This window comes from Streptomyces exfoliatus (genome assembly GCF_000725545.1).
Lineage (GTDB): Bacteria > Actinomycetota > Actinomycetes > Streptomycetales > Streptomycetaceae > Streptomyces > Streptomyces exfoliatus.
Window position 1 is genome coordinate 153,082 of sequence record NZ_JNZP01000006.1, and the last position, 18,072, is coordinate 171,153.

Sequence of the window (18,072 nt, forward strand, 5' to 3'; positions counted from 1 at the left end):
CAGACGGATACGTATCTGTCTCAACTGTGTTCCTTCTCTGGTTACTTGACGGCCTTCGCGGCCGCAAGGACCTCGCCCATGCGCTTCTTGACAGCGGCAAGCCGGCCCTTGTTCTCCTCGATCAGCCGCCTCTGGACGGCCGACTCCTCCTGGAACCAGACCTCGATCAGACGGGTCTGCTCCTTGCAGTCGATGTCGTCCAGCGCGAGCTCGATCGCGTTCTTGGTGGTGCCGTCGCCGTCGGCGTAGCCCTGCTCCATCGCCCGGTACGGATCGGCGGCCTCGCGGCCCTTGTCCTTCATGCAGGCCGACCAGCTCTTGAGAGTCTTCTGGACCGGCTTCAGCGGCCGGGACTCGGAGAGGCTTGTCGAGGCGAGCCTGGAGACGAAGCCCGCATCCTCCTCGTTCACCTTGAGCCGTCGCTTCGACCAGCCGGCGCAGCCGCCCTCGTGCAGCTTCTTTCCGTTGTGCTCGGCGCGCGCGGGCTGCGGGATCCCGCCGAAATGGCCCTGGCTGCCCTTGGCGCCCTCGGGCGGGGCGAACTCGGGCTTCTTCCGCCCGGTCAGGACCTCCACCTCTATGTCCGACAGCCCCTGCTCGACGGATTCGAGGCTCCGGGTCAGCTCCTTCGGCAGCCCGTACCCGTACCTCTGTGCCTGTGCGCGGTCGCTGAGGCCGTAACGCCGCTCGATCGAGACGGCGTTGCTGTGGGGCGGCGGGTTCGCGCCGGGACGCGGCAGATCGACGGTCAGCCCGTACTCAGACATGCACCGCGTCTGCAGGGTGCGCAGCGCGGTGTCGACGGCGACCTGATCCGCGTAGGAAGGCAGGTAGGCCTCAAGCGGCAGCTCCAGGCCCTTGACCAGTTCGGAAGTGGGCACCTCCGCAGGCCAGTTGGCCTGGTCGATCGGGGCCTTGCCCTTCGCCGCGTCGGAGGCCGATCCGGACGAGGAGCAGGCACCGAGCGTGATTGCCGCGAGCATGACAGTGGCGGCGACGGTCGTTCGCCTGAGGACGTGCATGGGTTTTCCTTCTCTACGTGACGTGAGGGGGTCCACGTGCGTGGCGCATGCCGGCCGCGCTCCTTACGCTCAGCGGGGCAGCGCCTCCACCGGCGTGATGCGGGAAGCCCTCCAAGCCGGCTACAGGCCGGCCGGCAGACCAGTCGTCAGGCCGATGGCGGGCGCGGTTGTCACCGTCATGGAATGGATGACGGGCGTCCAGTCCCGGGCGATCGCGACTCCAACGACAGTCAGCGTGCCAAGGGAGGTACCAACGAGGCCCCCCAGGGCCCCCAAGGTCGCGGATTCCGTGAGGAACTGAGTGGTGATCTGCCGACCGCGTGCTCCCGGCGCACGCCGCAGCCCGATCTCACTCGTGCGTTCCAGCACTGCCACGAGTGTGGTGTTGGCGATACCGACGGTTCCAATGAAAAGGCAGATCGCCGCAAGGAGGAGAAAGAGCTGGTCGAGGTCCCCCGTGACCTTGCCCCGCAGGCTCCTCGGATCCGGCGGGGGGACGGCCTCGAAGTACTGGGGATGAGCGGGGTCGAGCGCCATCGGGGATTCCTGGGCCACCTGGGTCGCTGCTCCCAGACGGGTCGACACCAGCATCTTGGCACCGTCTTGGGAGTACCCCATATGTGCTGTGCCGTTGAGCGCGGGACGACAACAGACAGGAGAAGATGTGCCTTGCGTTCCACATCACCGATCACACCGATCACGGTGAACGCCTCGTCGCCGATGAAGACCGCCGGCTGAGTCTCGACGGTTGAGATACCGAGCCGGGCAGCGACCCCTGACCCAACAACTGCCACACGCTGGCGAGTTCTGTCGTGCCAGGCTGCGCACTACTCAGTCCCCCTCCTAGTCATGTGAATAGGTGCCGCCCACATTGGGTCAACCTCAAAGACAGGCAGACGGCTTCCTTTGATTTCACCCAAGCCGAGGGGGATCGTGCGCATCTGAGCGATAGCCGCACGGCGAGCGTCAACACTCGCATGAGTTGCGATACAGGCCGCACGAGCCCCCCGGGCCTGCTGAAATCCATGTGGATCCACCCTACACTCCGGGGTGACCAATTCAAGATCCATAAAGCCGACCTGTCATGCGATCAGGGGCATACGGGATGACTGCTGATCTTTGGCGTCGCTTTGATGGGCCCTGGACTGCGGAATCCCGAACTCGCGTAAATCTGGGACGAGTTGAGCCGCAGCAGCCGCGGACCTGTTCGAACAAGGGATGCGGCGGTACGAGGCCGCGTACGTGCTCAGGGCGACGCCGCACGCAGTCAGCGGTGCGGGGCTCCGTCGTTCTCGCGCTTGGCCCGACGTAGTGGCATGGGCCCGGTGCCGCATTCGTGATGGTTCGGTAGACGCACGCGCAGGCACAGCCTCCAGCGATCACGGAGTGTCGAGTTCGCCGATCACCACGACCGGGGACCGCGCCTGCCCGGTTCACACCCCTTGTCGCTGAGGTTGAAAGGGTGGGGTGACAGCGGATGTTGGCGGTGCTACGTCATCGTCATGAAGTACGGATGGCGGCGGTCCGACCGCTGCGGGGCGGGCGAAGCGTGAGGCACTGCGCTTCGAGGCCGCGGAGATGTTCGAGCAGGGGCTGCGGCCGCCGGAGGTGGCGCGCAGTTACGGGTGTCACGGAAGTCGGCGTACGCCTGGCACGCCGCCTGGCGGGACGGCGGCAGGCCGGCCCTGACCTTGGGCAGGTCACCGCAGGTTCCCGCGCACCGGGCCGTCGAGCGCGACGAGCAGGCTGTGGCCAGGTGGCGGGCGGAGCAGTGGTCGCGGGTTAGGGAGCGTTCTGTCCTGGCAAGGATGTTTGGGCATCGAGTCAGCGTCAGTACCGCGCAGAACCGCCCCACGCCGCCATGAACCGACCAGATCATCATCTCTCCTCACATGCTCTGACCTGCAAAGACCCTGCCCAGCGGCTTGCCTGCCAGTCTCACCAGGAGGTACCCATGAGGATGCTCATCAACGTTCCCGAGACCGTCGTCGCCGACGCCCTGCGGGGGATGGCCGCCGCTCATCCCGGGCTCACCGTGGACGTGGAGCGGCGGGTCGTGGTGCGGCGGGACGCTCCCGTGGCGGGGAAGGTGGCGCTGGTCTCCGGCGGTGGGTCCGGGCACGAGCCCTTGCACGGGGGGTTCGTGGGGCCCGGGATGCTGGCGGCCGCGTGTCCCGGCGAGGTGTTCACGTCGCCCGTGCCCGATCAGATGGTGCGGGCCGCCGCCGCCGTCGACAGTGGCGCCGGGGTGTTGTTCGTCGTCAAGAACTACACCGGTGACGTGCTGAACTTCGAGATGGCCGCGGAGCTCGCAGAGGACGAGGGCATCCAGGTCGCCAAGGTCCTCGTCGACGACGACGTCGCCGTCACGGACAGTCTGTACACGGCCGGCCGGCGCGGGACCGGCGGCACGCTCTTCGTGGAGAAGATCGCGGGCGCCGCCGCCGAGGAGGGCGCGCCGCTCGAGCGGGTGGAGGCGATCGCCCGCCGGGTCAACGAGCGCTGCCGATCCTTCGGCGTGGCCCTGAGCGCCTGCACCACCCCCGCGAAGGGCAGCCCCACGTTCGATCTCCCCGCGGGCGAGCTGGAGTTGGGCATCGGCATCCATGGCGAACCCGGGCGGGAGCGGCGGCCGATGATGACGTCGGGGGAGATCGCGGACTTCGCCGTCGACGCCGTCGTCGAGGACCTCCGCCCGTCCGGGCCGGTGATCGCGCTGGTGAACGGGATGGGCGCGACGCCGCTCCTGGAGCTGTACGGCTTCAACGCCGAGGTGCAGCGCGTACTCGGCGAACGGCGGGTGCCGGTGGCCCGTACGCTCGTCGGGAACTACGTGACCTCGCTCGACATGGCGGGCTGCTCGGTGACCCTGTGCGAGGTGGACGAGGAGCTCCTTCGCCTGTGGGACGCACCCGTGGAGACGCCCGCGCTGCGCTGGGGCCGGTGAGACGGGGCATGGGAGAGGGGACCGGTATGACGGAGACCTTCGGGGTGGACTTCCTGGTGCGGTGGCTGGCCGCGGTCGCCGAGGTCGTCGACCGTGAGGCGGACCGGCTCACCGAGCTGGACTCGGCCATCGGGGACGCCGACCACGGCGCCAACCTGAAGCGGGGGTTCGCCGCCGTCACCGAGGTCCTGGCCGAGGAATCGCCCGCGACGCCCGGCGCGGTGCTCACCGCCGCCGGAAGGCAGCTGATCTCCACCGTGGGCGGCGCGTCGGGACCGTTGTACGGGACGCTGCTGCGCCGTACCGGAAAGACGCTCGGCGACGGGGGCCGGGTCAGCCGGGAGCAGTTGGCGGAGGCGCTCGGTTCCGGTGTCGTCGCCGTGTCGCAGCTGGGAGGTGCCCAGGTGGGCGACAAGACGATGCTGGACGCGCTCCTTCCGGCCGTGGAGGGGCTGCGGGCGTCGTTCGGGGCGGCCCGCGCCGCCGCCGAGCAGGGCGCGCTCGCGACCGTACCCCTGCGGGCGCGCAAGGGCAGGGCCAGCTATCTGGGCGAGCGGTCGGTGGGGCACCAGGACCCGGGGGCGACCTCCTCGGCGCTGCTGTTCGCCGCGCTCGACGAGGTCGCCCGTACCGAGGGGGCGTCGTGAGTCCCGGGACCCGCGTCGGCATCGTGCTCGTCTCCCACAGTGCCGCCGTCGCGGCCGCCGTGGGCGACCTCGCCCGTGGGCTCGCCGGCGGCGGTGACCTGGCGCCGGTCCTCCCTGCCGGCGGGACCCCGGACGGCGGCCTCGGGACGAGTTCCGAGCTGATCCGCTCGGCGGCCGAGGCCGCGGACCGGGGCGCCGGTGTGGCGATCCTGGTCGATCTGGGGAGCGCGGTGCTCACCGTGAAGGCGCTGCTCGCCGAGGGTGACGAGCTGCCCCGGAACTCCCGTCTGGTGGACGCGCCGTTCGTCGAGGGCGCGGTCGCCGCGCTGGTCACGGCGAGCGCGGGCGGGGACCTCGACGCCGTGGCGGCGGCGGCCTCGGAGGCGTACGCCTACCGCAAGGACTGACTGCGTGGAGTGAGCGAGAGGCCGCACCGCGTGGCGACCGTGTTGTGATGTACCTGGTCAACGCACTAGGGTCGCAGGGCCTTGGTGTACGGGAAACCGGTGCAGTACCGGTGCGGCCCTCGCCACTGTGATCGGGATGTCCGGCTCCACCCCCGCGGGAAGCACCCTCGGGGAAGCCACTGGACCGCGACGGGAGACCGTCGGGGTGTGGGAAGGCGGAGTCGGACGTATGACCGTCAGCCAGGAGACCGGCCAAGGTGCGTTGTCCATCCACGAGGTGCTGGAGAGGGTCTCCCAACCATGCATATAGCCGAGGGGTATCTGCCCCCTGTGCACGCGGCCGCCTGGGGCGTCGCGTCCGCGCCGTTCATCGTCCACGGGGTCCGCGCGCTGACCCGCGAGGTACGGTCCAATCCCGAGTCCACCCTTCTGCTCGGCGCTTCCGGCGCCTTCACCTTCGTCCTGTCGGCGCTCAAGCTGCCATCGGTGACGGGTAGTTGCTCGCACCCGACCGGAACGGGTCTGGGCGCGATCCTGTTCCGGCCGCCGATCATGGCGGTCCTCGGGACGATCACCCTGCTGTTCCAGGCCCTCCTGCTGGCCCACGGCGGGCTGACCACCCTCGGCGCGAACGCCTTCTCGATGGCGATCGTCGGCCCGTGGGCGGGGTACGGGACGTATCTGCTGCTGCGCAGGACCGGTGCGCCGCTGATGGTCGCCGTCTTCTTCGGCGCGTTCGTCGCCGACCTGTCCACGTACTGCGTGACCAGCGTGCAGCTGGCTCTCGCCTTCCCGGACCCGGCCGGCGGTGTGCTCGGGGCGCTCGCCAAGTTCGGCGGGATCTTCGCCGTGACGCAGCTCCCGCTCGCCGTGAGCGAGGGCCTGCTCACCGTGCTCGTGATGCGGCTGCTCACCCAGTCCAGCAAGGGCGATCTGATCCGGCTCGGTGTCCTCGGCGGACGCACGGCGGAGCGACGCGAGGAGGCGACGGCGTGATGAGCCGGAACACGAAGATCAACGCCCTCCTGCTGCTCGTCGTCGCGGCGCTCGCGGTCCTGCCGCTCGCGCTCGGGCTCGGGGACCACAAGGAGGAGCCGTTCACCGGGGCGGACGGGGAGGCGGAGACGGCGATCACGGAGCTCCACCCGGACTACGAGCCGTGGTTCAGCCCCCTGTACGAGCCGCCGTCCGGGGAGATCGAGTCGGGGCTGTTCTCCCTGCAGGCCGCGTTGGGCGCCGGATTCCTGGCGTACTACTTCGGGCTGCGGCGGGGCCGCAGGCAGGGAGCGGCCCTGGCGAAGGAGACCCAGGCGAAGGTGGTCGGGGCGAAGACCGCCGAGGCTGTCGAGGCGAAGGCCTCGGCGGACGGGGGCGGTACCGGCTCGGGCGCTACGCGCTCCGCGAGCGTCGACGAGCCGGGCGCGTAGGCGCCGATGCTGCCGATCGACGCGGCGGCGCACAGCAGCCGCTGGCGCCGCCGCCATCCCGCCGAGAAGGCGCTGCTCGGCTTCGGTCTGACCCTGTGCGCGGTCTCCCTGCCGCCGTGGCCGGGCGCCCCGCTCGTCGCGGCGACCACGCTCGCCATCCTGCTCGGCCCGGCCGGTGTGCCGGGCCGGGCCCTGTGGCGGGCGTTCCGCATCCCGCTCGGATTCTGCGTCACGGGCGCGATTCCGCTGCTCTTCGCGGTCGGCGGCGACCGCGGGTTCGTCGCGCCGGCGCCGGAAGGTCCGGCGCAGGCGGTCGAGCTGCTCCTGCGGACCTCCTCGGCCTCGCTCGGGGTGCTGCTGTTCGCGTTCACCACGCCGGTCTCCGACGTCCTGCCCCGCCTCGTCCGCGCCGGGGTGCCGGCTCCGGTGGTGGACGTGGCGCTCGTGATGTACCGGATCATCTTCCTGCTGCTCGACTCGCTGGCGAAGATCCGGCAGGCGCAGGCGGCCCGGCTCGGGCACACCACCCGGGCCGCGACCTGGCGCTCCCTCGCCGGCCTCGGCGCGACCACGTTCGTACGGGCCTTCGACCGGGCGCAGCGCCTGCAGTCGGGGCTCGCCGGGCGCGGGTACGACGGCACGCTGCGGGTGCTCGTGCCCGCGTGCGCGCTCTCCCGGCGGTTCCTCGCCGCGACGGGCGTCCTGCTCGCGGGGCTCGTCGCCCTCACCCTCGTACTGGAAAGGCTGCTCCCGTGATGCCCACGAAGGTCCCCTCCCCTCCGGTGCCCGTCGTGCAACTGGTGGGCGCGGGCTTCGCCTACGAGGACGGGCCCGCGGTCCTGTCGGGCGTGGACTTCGCGGTGGCGGAGGGCCGCGCCGTGGCGCTGCTCGGCCGCAACGGCGGCGGCAAGACGACGCTGCTCCGGCTGCTCAGCGGCGGTCTGCGGTGCGGGAGCGGGTCGCTGCTCCTGGACGGGGCGGAGGTGGCGTACGACCGGAAGGGACTGGCCCGGTTGCGGACCACCGTGCAGCTGGTGGTGCAGGACCCGGACGACCAGCTGTTCGCGGCTTCGGTCGGCCAGGACGTGTCGTTCGGTCCGACGAACCTGGGGCTGCCGGAGGAGGAGGTACGGCTCCGGGTGGCGGAGGCCCTGGAGGCGCTCGACATCACGGCGCTCGCGGACCGGCCGACGCATCTGCTGTCGTACGGGCAGCGCAAGCGGGCCGCCATCGCCGGAGCCGTGGCGATGCGGCCGCGGGTCCTGATGATGGACGAGCCGACGGCCGGTCTCGATCCGCACGGGCAGGAACGGCTGCTCGACGCACTACGGCGGCTTCGGGAGGCCGGTACGACGGTGCTGATGGCGACGCACGACGTGGATCTGGCGCTGCGGTGGGCGGACGAGGCGGCGGTCCTCTCCCCCGCGGGGCTGCGCACCGGTCCTGTCGCCGAGCTGCTCGCGGACGACGCGCTGCTCGACGCGGCCCGGCTGCGGCGGCCCTGGGGCACGGCCGTGGCGCGGCTGCTGCGGGCGCGGGGCCTGCTGGGCGCGGGGGTGCCTGAGCCGCGGACGCCGGAGGATCTCGACGCATGGCTGGGGGCCGCGGCGGCCCCGGTGGTTACCGAGTAGTAGAAATCACGTCCCCGTTCTTCTGCAACTAGTTGCAGAAGAGGAAGGAGGTCCCCTACAACTGAGGTCGACGTTCCTGCGCGAGGAGGCGCCCCCATGACCCCGTACCCGCATCTGCTGAGCCCGCTCGACCTGGGGTTCACCACCCTTCCCAACCGGGTGATCATGGGGTCGATGCACGTCGGCCTCGAAGAGACCGAGCACGGCTTCGAGCGCATGGCCGCGTTCTACGCCGAGCGGGCCCGCGGTGGCGTCGGCCTCATCGTCACCGGGGGCATCGCACCCAACGACGCCGGCCGCCCCTGGGACGGCGGGGCCAAGCTCACCACCGCCGACGAGGTCGCCGAGCACCGGCTCATCACCGACGCCGTGCACGCCGAGGGCGGCCGGATCGCGATGCAGATCCTGCACTTCGGCCGGTACGCGTACCACCCGGCCCTCGTCGCGCCCAGCGCCATCAAAGCCCCGATCAGCCCCTTCGTACCGAACGAGCTGACCGACGCCGAGGTCGAGCAGACCGTCGAGGACTACGCCCGCTGCGCCGAGCTCGCCAAGGAGGCCGGGTACGACGGCGTCGAGGTGATGGGCTCCGAAGGCTACCTCATCAACGAGTTCATCGCCGCCGCCACCAACCAGCGCACCGACCGCTGGGGCGGCTCCTACGAGAACCGCGTCCGCTTCCCGCTGGAGATCGTCCGCCGGATCCGCGAGCGCGTGGGCGAGGACTTCATCCTCGTCTACCGCCTCTCCATGCTGGACCTCGTCCCCGGCGGCTCCACCCTGGAGGAGGTCGTCCAGCTGGCCAAGGAGATCGAGGCCGCGGGCGCCACCATCATCAACACCGGCATCGGCTGGCACGAGGCGCGTATCCCCACCATCGCCACCTCCGTGCCGCGCGGCGCCTACACCTGGGTCACGAAGAAGCTGATGGGGTCGGTCTCCGTGCCGCTCGTCACCAGCAACCGCATCAACACGCCCGAGGTCGCCGAGGAGATCCTCGCCGACGGCCGCGCCGACCTGGTGTCGCTCGCCCGCCCCTTCCTCGCCGACCCGGCGTTCGTCGCCAAGGCCACCGCGGGCCGCGCCGACACCATCAACACCTGCATCGGCTGCAACCAGGCCTGCCTGGACCACACCTTCAACCTCAAGATCACCTCCTGCCTGGTCAACCCGCGCGCCTGCCACGAGACCGAACTGGTCCTCTCCCCCACCCGCCTCGCCAAGCGGATCGCCGTGGTCGGCGCCGGCCCGGCCGGTCTGTCCTGCGCGGTCTCCGCGGCCGAGCGCGGTCACTCGGTCACGCTCTTCGACGCCGCCGCCGAGATCGGCGGCCAGCTGAACATCGCCAAGCGGGTGCCGGGCAAGGACGAGTTCGACGAGACGCTGCGCTACTTCCGCGTCCAGCTCGCCGAGCACGGTGTCGAGGTGCGCCTGAACACCCGGGTCGCGGCGGACGACCTCGAAGGCTACGACGAGGTCGTCGTCGCCACCGGCGTCTCCCCCCGCACCCCCGCCATCCCGGGCGTCGACCACCCGAGCGTCCTCAGCTACCTGGACGTGCTGCGCGACGGCGCCCCCGTCGGCGAGCGGGTCGCCATCATCGGCGCCGGCGGCATCGGCTTCGACGTCGCCGAGTTCCTCACGGACGGCGGCGAGGGCGCGAGCCAGGACCCCGAGACGTACTTCCGCCAGTGGGGCGTGGACACCACGTACGAGAACCGGGGCGGCCTGCGCGCTCCCGAACGGAACGCGCCGCCGCGCCAGGTGCACCTGCTCCAGCGCAAGACCACCAAGGTCGGCGCCGGTCTCGGCAAGACGACGGGCTGGATCCACCGCACCGAGCTCAAGCACCGGGGCGTGGCCATGGTGGCGGGCGTGTCGTACGACCTGATCGACGACGAGGGCCTGCACGTCACGATCGACGGCGAGTCGCAGGTGCTTCCCGTCGACACGGTCGTGCTCTGCGCGGGCCAGGACCCGCGCCGGGACCTCTACGAGGAGCTGGTGGCCGCCGGCCGCGTCACGCACCTGATCGGCGGTGCGGACGTCGCCGCCGAGCTGGACGCCAAGCGGGCCATCGACCAGGGCACCCGGCTCGCGGCCACGCTGTGATCACCGCGGCCGGCCACTTCTAGGATGCGTGCATGTCACTCCCGCACGCGATCCTGACCGCGCTGCTCGAGAAGCCGTCCTCCGGCCTCGAACTGACGCGCCGCTTCGACAAGTCGATCGGCTACTTCTGGTCGGCCACGCACCAGCAGATCTATCGCGAGCTGGGAAGACTGGAGCAGGCGGGGCACATCCGTGCCCTGCCCGCCCCGGTTCCGGCGCGGGGGCAGCGCAAGGAGTACGAGGTGCTGCCGGCGGGCCGTGCCGAGCTCGGCATGTGGGTGGCCAGGCAGGAGGACCCGAAACCGCTCCGGGCCGCCCTGCTGCTGCGGATGCGGGCGGCGGCGGTGGTCGGCGCGACGGGACTGCGCGCCGAGCTGTCCCGCCACCTCGACCTGCACCGGAAACAGCTGGCGGAGTACCTGGAGATCGAGGCGCGGGACTTCCCGCCGGAGCGCCGCCACACGGAGCCGGACCGGCTGCGGCATCTCGTCCTGCGGGGCGGGATCGACATGGAGCGCTTCTGGGTCGAGTGGCTGACGAACGCGCTGGCGGAGCTGGGCACGGAGTGATCCGGGCGCGGGGCCTGCCCGGCCTGATCCGGGAGTCGGGCCCTGGCCGATCCGGCAGGTGAGGCCGGCACGATCCGAACAACAGGCCCTAGGTGTCCACGTGCGCGTGGACCGTCTTGCCGTCCGGCTCGCTCCGTATGGTGACGTTGCCGACCAGGCGCGTGACGATGCCCCAGCCGAAGCCGCCTTCCCGTCCCGGGTCGGGTTGCTTCGGGCGTGGCGGGTCGGGGTTGTGGTCGTGGACGTCGATGCCGATGCCGTCCCCCTCCAGGGCGAGGTCGAGGGTGCACTCGCCGTCGGCGTACCGGATGGCGTTGGTGACCAGCTCGCTCACGACGAGCAGCGCGTCGTTCTCGGTGGTCGGGCGCAGGGGACGTCCGGCGAGCAGGGCGTCACCGGCGAGGCGGCGCACCTCCTGGCGTGCTCGGGCGGCGGCCCCCGGACCCTTGAGGTCATGATGCCGGGAGACTGCCATCACGTTCTCTCCTTTCTCCCCTCTCCTCCGCTTCAGGACAGTCTCGGTCCCAGCGCCTGCCCGGATCCTCCGGATCCATTCACCTTCCGGCCTCGACGGCCGAAACCGTACGGCGGCGAGGGGTGCGGGGGTGACGCGGCGCGACGCGGCCCGTGCCGGTGTGGATACTGAGCGTCGGAGTTCGACTACACGAAAGGGCGGGTATGGCCGACGACTTGGGGCGCCGCGCGACACGTCACGCGGTGGTCATCGGGGGAAGTCTCGCGGGGCTGCTGACCGCTCGGGTGCTGGCCGAGCACGCGGAGAAGGTGACGGTCGTCGAGCGCGACCGGCTGCCCGAGGGGCCGGACGCCCGGCCGGGCGTCCCGCAGGGCCGGCACCTGCACGTGCTGGTCGCGGGCGGGCAGCGGGCCCTCGACGAGCTGCTTCCGGGGTTCATGGACGAGCTGAGCGGCCTCGGCGCGCCGAAGGTGGGCGTTCCCGAGGACATGATCCAGTGGCAGAACGGCCAGTGGTTCCGCCGTACGCCCGCGACCGCTCACTTCTACTCCGGGCCCCGCCCCCAGCTGGAGTGGCTGGTGCGGCAGCGGGTGCTCGCCGACCCCCGCGTGGAGCTGATCGAGGGCACCGAGACGGTGGGCCTGACCGGCGACTCGTCGCGCGTCCGGGGCGTACGGCTGCGCGAGCGGGGCGCGGGGGCCGACAAGGAGCCGCGTACGCTCGCGGCCGATCTGGTCGTGGACGCCTCCGGGCGGTCCACGAAGGCCGCCGACTGGCTGGCGGACATCGGCGCGGAGGCCCCGCACGAGGAGACCCTCGACACGGGTCTCGCGTACGGCACCCGGGTGTACCGCGCCCCGGCCGGGAACCCGGGGACCGACGCGACCGGCTACTACATCGTGCCCAACCCCGGGCAGGTGTACGGCGGTGTCGTCCTGCCTCTCGGGGACGGGCGCCACCTGGTGACCCTCTCGGGGCTGCGCGGCGACGAACCGCCCACGGAAGAGGGCGCGTTCGAGGAGTACGCGAAGCGGCTGCCGCACCCGGTGCTCACCGAGTGGCTGGCGCGCGCGGAGCCGGAGTCCCCGGTGTACGGCTTCCGCAAGACCGCCAACGTCCGGCGGAGGTACGACCGTCCGGGCCGCCGCCCGGCAGGGTTCCTCGCCACCGGCGACGCCCTGTGCGCGTTCAACCCCATCTACGGGCAGGGCATGGCGGTGGCCGCGATCAGCGCGGTCGCGTTGCGCCGGGCGCTCGCCGATCCGAGGCGCACCCCGACCACGCGGCAGGTGCAGCGCGCGCTGTTCGACGCCTCCCGGCAGGCCTGGGACATCTCGGCGGGCGCGGACAAGAAGATGCCCGGCGCCACGGGTGACGCGGCGCGGCCGGGTCCGATGGACAAGGCGGTCGGCTGGTATCTGAGCCGGGTGCAGGCGCGGGCCGCGGGCGATCCGGTCGTGGGGGCGCCGTTCCGGGCGGCGCTCACGCTGACGGCCCCACTGACGGGGCTCTTCGCCCCCTCGGTGGCGCGGGCGGTGCTCTTCGGACCGGTCGCGGAGACACCGGCGGAGCCGCCGCTGCTCCGGGACGCGTAGGCGCAGGGGCCCTCGGGCGACGGCCGGGGGCCTCGAAGCACGGAGGCGCGCGCTCAGGCGCCCGGCGCCGCCGCCACCACGCCGGCGGCCACCGCGGCGCCCAGGGCCGCGTAGTCGTCGGCGTTCTGGCCCGCGTAGGCGAGGGCGAAGTCGGCGATCGCGCGGTCGAAGACGTCCGAACCGCCGAGGTAGGCCGCGATGGCGACGCGGTCGCCCGAGCGGGCGTGGGCGCGGGCCAGGGCCCGGCCGCAGAGCCGCGCGTAGTCCCGCAGCGTGGCCGGGGACATGGTCTCCACCTCGGCCGAGCCCTTCATGTCGCGCAGCTGGCGCCAGTAGAAGTGGCGTTCCTCGGGTCCGGTCATCCAGCCGAGGAAGATGTCGCTCGCGGCCTGGATGAGGCGCTGGCCGCAGACGACGCGGCGGCCCTGGTGGGCGTACGCGCTCGGCGGCAGGTACGGCTCGAGGACGGAGCGGCCGGCCTCCTTGATCTGGAGGATGAGCGGGTCGCCCTCGTCCCGGCCTTCGAGGAGCAGGAGGAAGCAGCGCGTGCCGATGCTGCCCACGCCCCCGGCCGTGCGGGCCGCGTCGAGGAAGCGGTAGCGGTCGAGGAGGATCCGGCGTTCCTCGGCGAGCGAGCTGCGGTAGTCGTTGAAGATCTTGCCGAGGGTGACGCGGTCGATGTCCGCGGTCCTCTGGAGGAGCGGCGGGTCGTCGACGATGTGCCGGGCTCCGGTCTCGTCGGCCTCGGTGAGCTTGCTCAGGGCCTGGAGGCTGGTGCGGCGGCGGGCGGCGGCGAGCCTGTTCGTGAAGCGGGCGCGGTCGTCGCGGCGGACGAGGGGGACGAGGTCGTCGGCGGCGATGCGTTCGTACCAGACGGTGAGTTCTCCGAGGCCCGCGAGGCGGCGCATGTTCGTGCGGTACGACTCGGTGGCGACGAGGGCCGCCCGGTGGGCCTTGGGCTTGGCGCTGCCGTTCTGGAGGGCGGCGATTGCGACGCTGGCGGCGAGCCGCTTGACGTCCCATTCGAAGGGGCCGGGGAGCGTCTCGTCGAAATCGTTCACGTCGAAGAGGAGCGTCCGTTCGGGTGAGGCGTGCACCCCGAAGTTGAGCAGGTGCGCGTCACCGCAGAGCTGGACGGTGAGGTCGGTGTGGTGCTGGGCGGCGAGGTCGGCGGCCATGACGGCCGCGGCGCCGCGGAAGAAGGCGAAGGGGGAGGCGGACATCCGGCCGTACCGCAGGGGTACGAGGTCGGGAAGCCGGTCCCGGGACTGCCGTTCGAGGACGTCGATCGGGTGGGGGCGCTGTGAGCTGGGTATCCAGCGGCCGTGGGAGGAGCGGGGGACGCGCTTGCGGGCCTGCTTGCCCCGTGCGGCGCGTTCCGACGGTGTTGTCATCCGGCCTCACCCGTCTCTCCCGCCGCCGCGGTCTCGTCCCCGTCACCTGGTACCTCATTACAAGGGGCGACGCTCGTTTCGGCCACTCTGCGGGAGCGCTCTAGCAAAATGGTTTAGACCAATGATAGGAATTGATCACGCACACGACCCGTGCGGTCACGCTGAGCGAAGAGAGGGTCTGATCATGGCCGAGCCCGATTACGAGGCGGCGGCGGACGCGCCGCTCTATCTCCGGGTCGCCGCCGCGCTGCGCGAGGATCTCGCCCACCGGCGCATCTCCCCCGGTAGCCGGCTCCCCTCGGAACGATCCCTGTCCCAGCGGTACCACGTGAACCGCCAGACCGTCCGCAGCGCGCTGCAGCTCCTGCGGGAGGAGCGGCTCGTGGTCACCGACCGGCGCGGCACCTTCGCCGCCGCCGGATCCGGAGGCGAGGGCGAGCCCGCCGTCCCCGCCCTATCCGCCTGTCGGCCGACGTTCCCCGGCGGACCGCGCGCGGCGGGGGCCCTGGTGCGGGCCTCGCTCACCTGGGACCCGCCGCCCACCCCGCTGGCACCGCGTCTCATGGTCGCCCCGGGCGAGCCGACGCTCGTCCACCGGCACGTCGTGCTCGGGCCGCACGGCGCGGCGCTCCAGCGGGCGGTGTCCTGGTTCTCCCGGGCCGCGCTCGTCGAGATCCCCCAGCTGGCCCGCTACCGGCGGGGCCGGGACTGCCGTCAGCAGCCGGACCTGCGGCTGCTCTACCACTGGATGCACCAGGCGGGACTGAGGATCACCCACCGGGAGTCGGTCGGCGTACCGCCGGGGCCCGCCACGACGGCGGCCGGCGACGCCGCCCGGCTGGTCGTCCACCGGGTGGTGAGCGACCAGCACGGCCACGCCCTGGAGATCACGGACATCGACTTCTCGGCCCGGTCGGCGGCCTGGACCTACGAGTTCAGCGCCTGAGAGTGATGCCGGGGGCCGGTTCAGGAGTCGGCACGGGAGCCGGCCCCTTCGTCAGACGATTCCCTCCGCGATCTCCGCCTCCTCCCGGGCGGTGCCGTACGCCGTCGGCGTCCCGTACGAGCGGCGGGCGACGTACCACCACACGCTGGCGAGCACGAGGACGACGGCGAGCGCGATCACGGCGTAGTTCATGGTGTCGACCGTGACCGGGGACTTCTGCGGCAGGCAGAACAGCACGGTGACGACCGCCACCCACACGACGGCGGTCCAGCCGATCGGCTTGCTCCAGCGGCCCAGGCTCCACGGACCGGGGGCGAACCGGTCCCCGGCCCGCAGCCGCAGGTAGATCGGGATGGCGTAGGCGGGCGTGATGCCGATGACGTTGATCGCGGTGACGGCGCCGTAGGCGGTGGCGGAGTACAGCGAGGGGACGGCGAGCAGCGCGGCCACCGCCACGGCGAGCCAGACGGCCGGGACCGGGGTCTGGGTCCGGCCGCTGACCTTGCGCCAGATCGCGGAGCCGGGCAGGGCGTTGTCGCGGCTGAACGCGAAGACCATGCGGCTGGCGGCGGCCACCTCGGCGTTGCCGCAGAAGAGCTGGGCGACGATCACCACGAGCAGCAGGGCGGTGGCGCCGCCGGTGCCGAGCGCGTCCAGGAAGATCTGGGCGGGCGGGACGCCGGTGGCGCTGTTCTGCGTGGCGGCGTAGTCCTGGATGGCGAAGCTCAGCCCGGCGAGCAGGGCGAATCCGGCGATCCAGGAGACCCAGATGGCCCGCACGATGCCCTTGGCGGCTGAGACGGAGGCGTTGGAGGTCTCCTCGGAGAGGTGGGCCGAGGCGTCGTAGCCGGAGAAGGTGTACTGCGCGAGGAGCAGGCCGATCGCGGCGACGTAGAAGGGGTTGGCCCAGCCGGTGTCGTTCACGAACTCGGTGAACACGAACCCGGCGGACTGGTGCCGGTCGGGGACGAGGGCGAGGGCGCCGACGATGACCGCCACGCCCGTCAGGTGCCACCAGACGCTGATCGAGTTGAGCACACTGACCAGGCGGACGCCGAAGAGGTTCAGGACGGCGTGGAACAGCAGGATCGCGAGGAAGATCAGGAAAGTGGAGCCCGCGGTGGGTTCGAAGCCCCACTGGAGGTTGAGGAAGGCGCCGGTGAAGAGGGCGGCGCCGTAGTCGATGCCGGCGATGGCGCCGAGCAGACCGAGCAGGTTCAGCCAGCCGGTGTACCAGCCCCAGCGGCGCCCGCCGAGCCGGTCCGCCATGTAGTAGAGGGCGCCGGAGGTCGGATAGGCGCTGGTGACCTCGGCGAGGGCGAGGCCCACGCACAGCACGAACAGGCCGACGCCGGCCCAGCCCCACAGCATGACGGCGGGACCGCCGGTGCCCATGCCGAAGCCGTAGAGGGTCATGCATCCGGAGAGGACGGAGATGACCGAGAAGCTGATCGCGAAGTTGCCGAAGCCGCCCATGCGGCGGGCGAGGACGGGCTGGTAGCCGAGCTCTCTCAGCCGCGCCTCCTCGTCCTGGGCGGGGGGTGGCTTGCGTATCGCGTCGTCGGGAGCGGCGGTACGGGACATGGGTTCCTCCGGGGACGGGGGTGAGCGGATGCGGTGCGGCACAAGGGCGTGGGCGATGCGGCGGTGCGGCCGGTGCGGGGGCGGTCGGTGTGAGGGCCCCCGGTCAGTCGCCGAGACAGCGGGCGCGGGCGCGCAGGAAGACGTCCTCGGCGTGGGTCCGGTCGTCCGGATGGGGGGTCCGGTACGCCCACGGAAGCGTCGTGTAGTACGGGCCGAGCGCCTCGAAGACCCGGGCCGCGTCGGTGAAGCGGAGGGCGCCGAAGAGGGCGTGCGCCAGGTGGTTGAGGTCGAGCAGGGAGGCCTCGTCGGTGGCGCAGTAGAGGAACCAGGTGTCGAGGGCCCGCCGGGCCTCTCGTACCGCGTCCTCGGCGACCCAGTGCAGGTCGAGGGCGCGCTCGTGGCCGCGCTCGCGCCGGTAGCGCTCCACGCGGACGTAGAGCGGGAGGACGTGCAGGGCGGATCCGACGGGGGCCGTGGACGCCGCCCAGTGGGAGTAGTTGACGGCCTCGGAGAGCGGGCCGGGGCGCCGGGCGTAGACGAACTGCAGCATGCGGTGGTGCGCCTCGCGGTTGTGCGGGTCGCGCTTCTCCGCCTCGGCGAGCAGGCCCCAGGGGCCGGGCGGCAGCATGGGGGCGGGCGGGGAGAGCCGGTGCTCGGCCATGCGCTGACGTCCGTCGAGGGCGGCGAGGGCGATCAGGCCCACCCAGGGCACGGGGTCGTCGGGGGCCAGGTCGGCGGCCTCCCGGCAGGCGGTCCAGGACTCCTGCCAGAGTTCGCGGGTCCGGGCGTGGCCGGACCGGTGGGCGCGTACGGCCCGTTCGACGGCGACGCGGCTGTGCATGACGGCGGCGGCGGGGCTCCCGGGCTGCTCGGCGCGCCAGGTGTGGACGACGTCGGTGCCGGCGGCGACGGTGGCGAGGACCTGGGTGCGCCGGGTCCAGTTGTCCCAGTCCGCCGTCTCACCGAGCAGCCGTTCCATGGCCACCCAGCGGCCGGTGCGTAAGTCCTGGACGGCGTTGCGCAGGGCGTGGTCGTGGCCCGCGGGGTGGTAGACGGGGCGGAAGCCGTGTCCGGCCATCAGGGGGTGGTACGTGGTGTGGATGTCATGGGTCCTCGGTCGATGGAGGGGGTGGTCAGTCCCCCGGCGGGCGTCCCTGCCGTTGATCGGCGATCACTATAGAGGGCTCTGGATGCGACCGGTCCACTTTCTTTTCTTGCCGCAACTATTAGGCCAGAGACCGGATTTGACTCGCTGTCAGTGGTGTTGGCCCGACCTGACGGGGTCATCGGCCGAGGGTTGACGAAGGGCGCCGACG

Annotated in this window: 17 protein-coding genes, 2 pseudogenes and 1 riboswitch; of the genes and pseudogenes, 13 read left to right on the plus strand and 6 right to left on the minus strand. The window is 71.9% G+C overall.

What is annotated here, in order from left to right; all coding sequences use genetic code 11:
* Nucleotides 1-41: 41 nt before the first annotated feature.
* Both IO20_RS0109595 and IO20_RS36360 read right to left on the minus strand, forming a co-directional pair.
* Nucleotides 42-1,022, minus strand: a complete 981-nt coding sequence (locus IO20_RS0109595; RefSeq protein ID WP_030550793.1) for a hypothetical protein — start codon at nucleotides 1,020-1,022, stop codon at nucleotides 42-44.
* 120 nt (nucleotides 1,023-1,142) lie between these two features.
* Nucleotides 1,143-1,828, minus strand: a pseudogene (locus tag IO20_RS36360) (FtsX-like permease family protein); the annotation flags it as partial.
* A 751-nt stretch (nucleotides 1,829-2,579) separates the two neighbouring features.
* Between IO20_RS36360 and IO20_RS42300 the strand changes: the two are divergent.
* The 11 genes and pseudogenes from IO20_RS42300 to IO20_RS0109645 form a co-directional block, all read left to right on the plus strand.
* Nucleotides 2,580-2,711 (plus strand): annotated as a pseudogene (locus IO20_RS42300) (helix-turn-helix domain-containing protein); the annotation flags it as partial.
* A gap of 2 nt (nucleotides 2,712-2,713) precedes the next feature.
* The gene (locus IO20_RS42305; RefSeq protein WP_425423709.1) at nucleotides 2,714-2,887 is read left to right on the plus strand and encodes a winged helix-turn-helix domain-containing protein; all 174 of its coding nucleotides are present in this window, start codon (nucleotides 2,714-2,716) and stop codon (nucleotides 2,885-2,887) included.
* Nucleotides 2,888-2,976: 89 nt separating this feature from the next.
* Nucleotides 2,977-3,969 carry a dihydroxyacetone kinase subunit DhaK gene (gene dhaK, locus IO20_RS0109605; protein ID WP_030550794.1) on the plus strand — a complete coding sequence of 331 codons (993 nt, stop codon included), beginning with the start codon at nucleotides 2,977-2,979 and terminating at the stop codon, nucleotides 3,967-3,969.
* Nucleotides 3,970-3,995: 26 nt separating this feature from the next.
* The gene (dhaL, locus tag IO20_RS0109610) at nucleotides 3,996-4,616 is read left to right on the plus strand and encodes a dihydroxyacetone kinase subunit DhaL (protein ID WP_030550795.1); all 621 of its coding nucleotides are present in this window, start codon (nucleotides 3,996-3,998) and stop codon (nucleotides 4,614-4,616) included.
* Nucleotides 4,613-5,023, plus strand: a complete 411-nt coding sequence (locus tag IO20_RS0109615) for a PTS-dependent dihydroxyacetone kinase phosphotransferase subunit DhaM (RefSeq protein WP_030550796.1) — start codon at nucleotides 4,613-4,615, stop codon at nucleotides 5,021-5,023. The genes dhaL and IO20_RS0109615 overlap by 4 nt, the downstream gene beginning before the upstream one ends.
* 51 nt (nucleotides 5,024-5,074) lie before the next feature.
* Nucleotides 5,075-5,294: riboswitch (cobalamin riboswitch) on the plus strand.
* A 29-nt stretch (nucleotides 5,295-5,323) separates the two neighbouring features.
* Complete coding sequence (locus tag IO20_RS0109620; RefSeq protein ID WP_030550797.1) at nucleotides 5,324-6,019, plus strand: energy-coupling factor ABC transporter permease; 696 nt, start codon at nucleotides 5,324-5,326, stop codon at nucleotides 6,017-6,019.
* Nucleotides 6,019-6,450, plus strand: a complete 432-nt coding sequence (locus IO20_RS0109625) for an energy-coupling factor ABC transporter substrate-binding protein (RefSeq protein WP_030550799.1) — start codon at nucleotides 6,019-6,021, stop codon at nucleotides 6,448-6,450. Before IO20_RS0109620 ends, IO20_RS0109625 begins: the two co-directional genes overlap by 1 nt.
* A 6-nt stretch (nucleotides 6,451-6,456) precedes the next feature.
* A complete protein-coding gene (gene cbiQ / locus IO20_RS0109630) occupies nucleotides 6,457-7,206 on the plus strand; it encodes a cobalt ECF transporter T component CbiQ (RefSeq protein ID WP_030550801.1) in 750 nt (249 codons plus the stop codon).
* Complete coding sequence (locus IO20_RS0109635) at nucleotides 7,206-8,081, plus strand: ATP-binding cassette domain-containing protein (protein WP_030550803.1); 876 nt, start codon at nucleotides 7,206-7,208, stop codon at nucleotides 8,079-8,081. Before cbiQ ends, IO20_RS0109635 begins: the two co-directional genes overlap by 1 nt.
* A gap of 96 nt (nucleotides 8,082-8,177) precedes the next feature.
* Entirely contained in the window at nucleotides 8,178-10,193 is a 2,016-nt protein-coding gene (locus IO20_RS0109640; RefSeq protein ID WP_030550804.1) for an NADPH-dependent 2,4-dienoyl-CoA reductase, read from the plus strand.
* 32 nt (nucleotides 10,194-10,225) lie between these two features.
* On the plus strand, nucleotides 10,226-10,762 hold the full coding sequence (locus tag IO20_RS0109645) for a PadR family transcriptional regulator (RefSeq protein WP_030550806.1): 537 nt from the start codon (nucleotides 10,226-10,228) through the stop codon (nucleotides 10,760-10,762).
* A gap of 88 nt (nucleotides 10,763-10,850) precedes the next feature.
* On the opposite strand, the gene IO20_RS0109650 is transcribed toward IO20_RS0109645, so the two are convergent.
* Nucleotides 10,851-11,237, minus strand: coding sequence for an ATP-binding protein (locus IO20_RS0109650; protein WP_037635039.1), 387 nt, complete (start codon nucleotides 11,235-11,237; stop codon nucleotides 10,851-10,853).
* 203 nt (nucleotides 11,238-11,440) lie between these two features.
* Between IO20_RS0109650 and IO20_RS0109655 the strand changes: the two genes are divergently transcribed.
* A complete protein-coding gene (locus IO20_RS0109655; RefSeq protein ID WP_030550810.1) occupies nucleotides 11,441-12,832 on the plus strand; it encodes an NAD(P)/FAD-dependent oxidoreductase in 1,392 nt (463 codons plus the stop codon).
* Nucleotides 12,833-12,885: 53 nt separating this feature from the next.
* Here IO20_RS0109655 and IO20_RS0109660 read toward each other — a convergent pair whose 3' ends face one another.
* The gene (locus tag IO20_RS0109660) at nucleotides 12,886-14,226 is read right to left on the minus strand and encodes a DUF2252 domain-containing protein (protein ID WP_030550812.1); all 1,341 of its coding nucleotides are present in this window, start codon (nucleotides 14,224-14,226) and stop codon (nucleotides 12,886-12,888) included.
* Nucleotides 14,227-14,410: 184 nt separating this feature from the next.
* Here IO20_RS0109660 and IO20_RS0109665 point away from each other — a divergent pair, with 184 nt between their 5' ends.
* Nucleotides 14,411-15,172 carry a GntR family transcriptional regulator gene (locus IO20_RS0109665; protein ID WP_030550814.1) on the plus strand — a complete coding sequence of 254 codons (762 nt, stop codon included), beginning with the start codon at nucleotides 14,411-14,413 and terminating at the stop codon, nucleotides 15,170-15,172.
* Between the two features lie 51 nt (nucleotides 15,173-15,223).
* Here IO20_RS0109665 and IO20_RS0109670 read toward each other — a convergent pair whose 3' ends face one another.
* Nucleotides 15,224-16,756, minus strand: a complete 1,533-nt coding sequence (locus tag IO20_RS0109670) for an amino acid permease (protein ID WP_030550816.1) — start codon at nucleotides 16,754-16,756, stop codon at nucleotides 15,224-15,226.
* A gap of 103 nt (nucleotides 16,757-16,859) precedes the next feature.
* Complete coding sequence (locus IO20_RS0109675) at nucleotides 16,860-17,834, minus strand: hypothetical protein (RefSeq protein WP_030550818.1); 975 nt, start codon at nucleotides 17,832-17,834, stop codon at nucleotides 16,860-16,862.
* Nucleotides 17,835-18,072 lie beyond the last annotated feature (238 nt).

Excerpts from the sequence above, each read along its gene's own strand:
- IO20_RS0109640 (WP_030550804.1), top strand. The coding sequence starts at position 8,178 with ATGACCCCGTACCCGCATCTGCTGAGCCCGCTCGACCTGGGGTTCACC.
- IO20_RS0109620 (WP_030550797.1), top strand. The coding sequence starts at position 5,324 with ATGCATATAGCCGAGGGGTATCTGCCCCCTGTGCACGCGGCCGCCTGG.
- IO20_RS0109595 (WP_030550793.1), bottom strand. The coding sequence starts at position 1,022 with ATGCACGTCCTCAGGCGAACGACCGTCGCCGCCACTGTCATGCTCGCG.
- IO20_RS0109655 (WP_030550810.1), top strand. The coding sequence starts at position 11,441 with ATGGCCGACGACTTGGGGCGCCGCGCGACACGTCACGCGGTGGTCATC.
- IO20_RS0109650 (WP_037635039.1), bottom strand. The coding sequence starts at position 11,237 with ATGGCAGTCTCCCGGCATCATGACCTCAAGGGTCCGGGGGCCGCCGCC.
- IO20_RS0109645 (WP_030550806.1), top strand. The coding sequence starts at position 10,226 with ATGTCACTCCCGCACGCGATCCTGACCGCGCTGCTCGAGAAGCCGTCC.
- IO20_RS0109665 (WP_030550814.1), top strand. The coding sequence starts at position 14,411 with ATGGCCGAGCCCGATTACGAGGCGGCGGCGGACGCGCCGCTCTATCTC.
- IO20_RS0109670 (WP_030550816.1), bottom strand. The coding sequence starts at position 16,756 with ATGTCCCGTACCGCCGCTCCCGACGACGCGATACGCAAGCCACCCCCC.
- IO20_RS0109660 (WP_030550812.1), bottom strand. The coding sequence starts at position 14,226 with ATGACAACACCGTCGGAACGCGCCGCACGGGGCAAGCAGGCCCGCAAG.
- IO20_RS0109675 (WP_030550818.1), bottom strand. The coding sequence starts at position 17,834 with ATGGCCGGACACGGCTTCCGCCCCGTCTACCACCCCGCGGGCCACGAC.
- IO20_RS0109625 (WP_030550799.1), top strand. The coding sequence starts at position 6,019 with ATGAGCCGGAACACGAAGATCAACGCCCTCCTGCTGCTCGTCGTCGCG.
- IO20_RS0109635 (WP_030550803.1), top strand. The coding sequence starts at position 7,206 with ATGCCCACGAAGGTCCCCTCCCCTCCGGTGCCCGTCGTGCAACTGGTG.
- cbiQ (WP_030550801.1), top strand. The coding sequence starts at position 6,457 with ATGCTGCCGATCGACGCGGCGGCGCACAGCAGCCGCTGGCGCCGCCGC.
- dhaL (WP_030550795.1), top strand. The coding sequence starts at position 3,996 with ATGACGGAGACCTTCGGGGTGGACTTCCTGGTGCGGTGGCTGGCCGCG.
- dhaK (WP_030550794.1), top strand. The coding sequence starts at position 2,977 with ATGAGGATGCTCATCAACGTTCCCGAGACCGTCGTCGCCGACGCCCTG.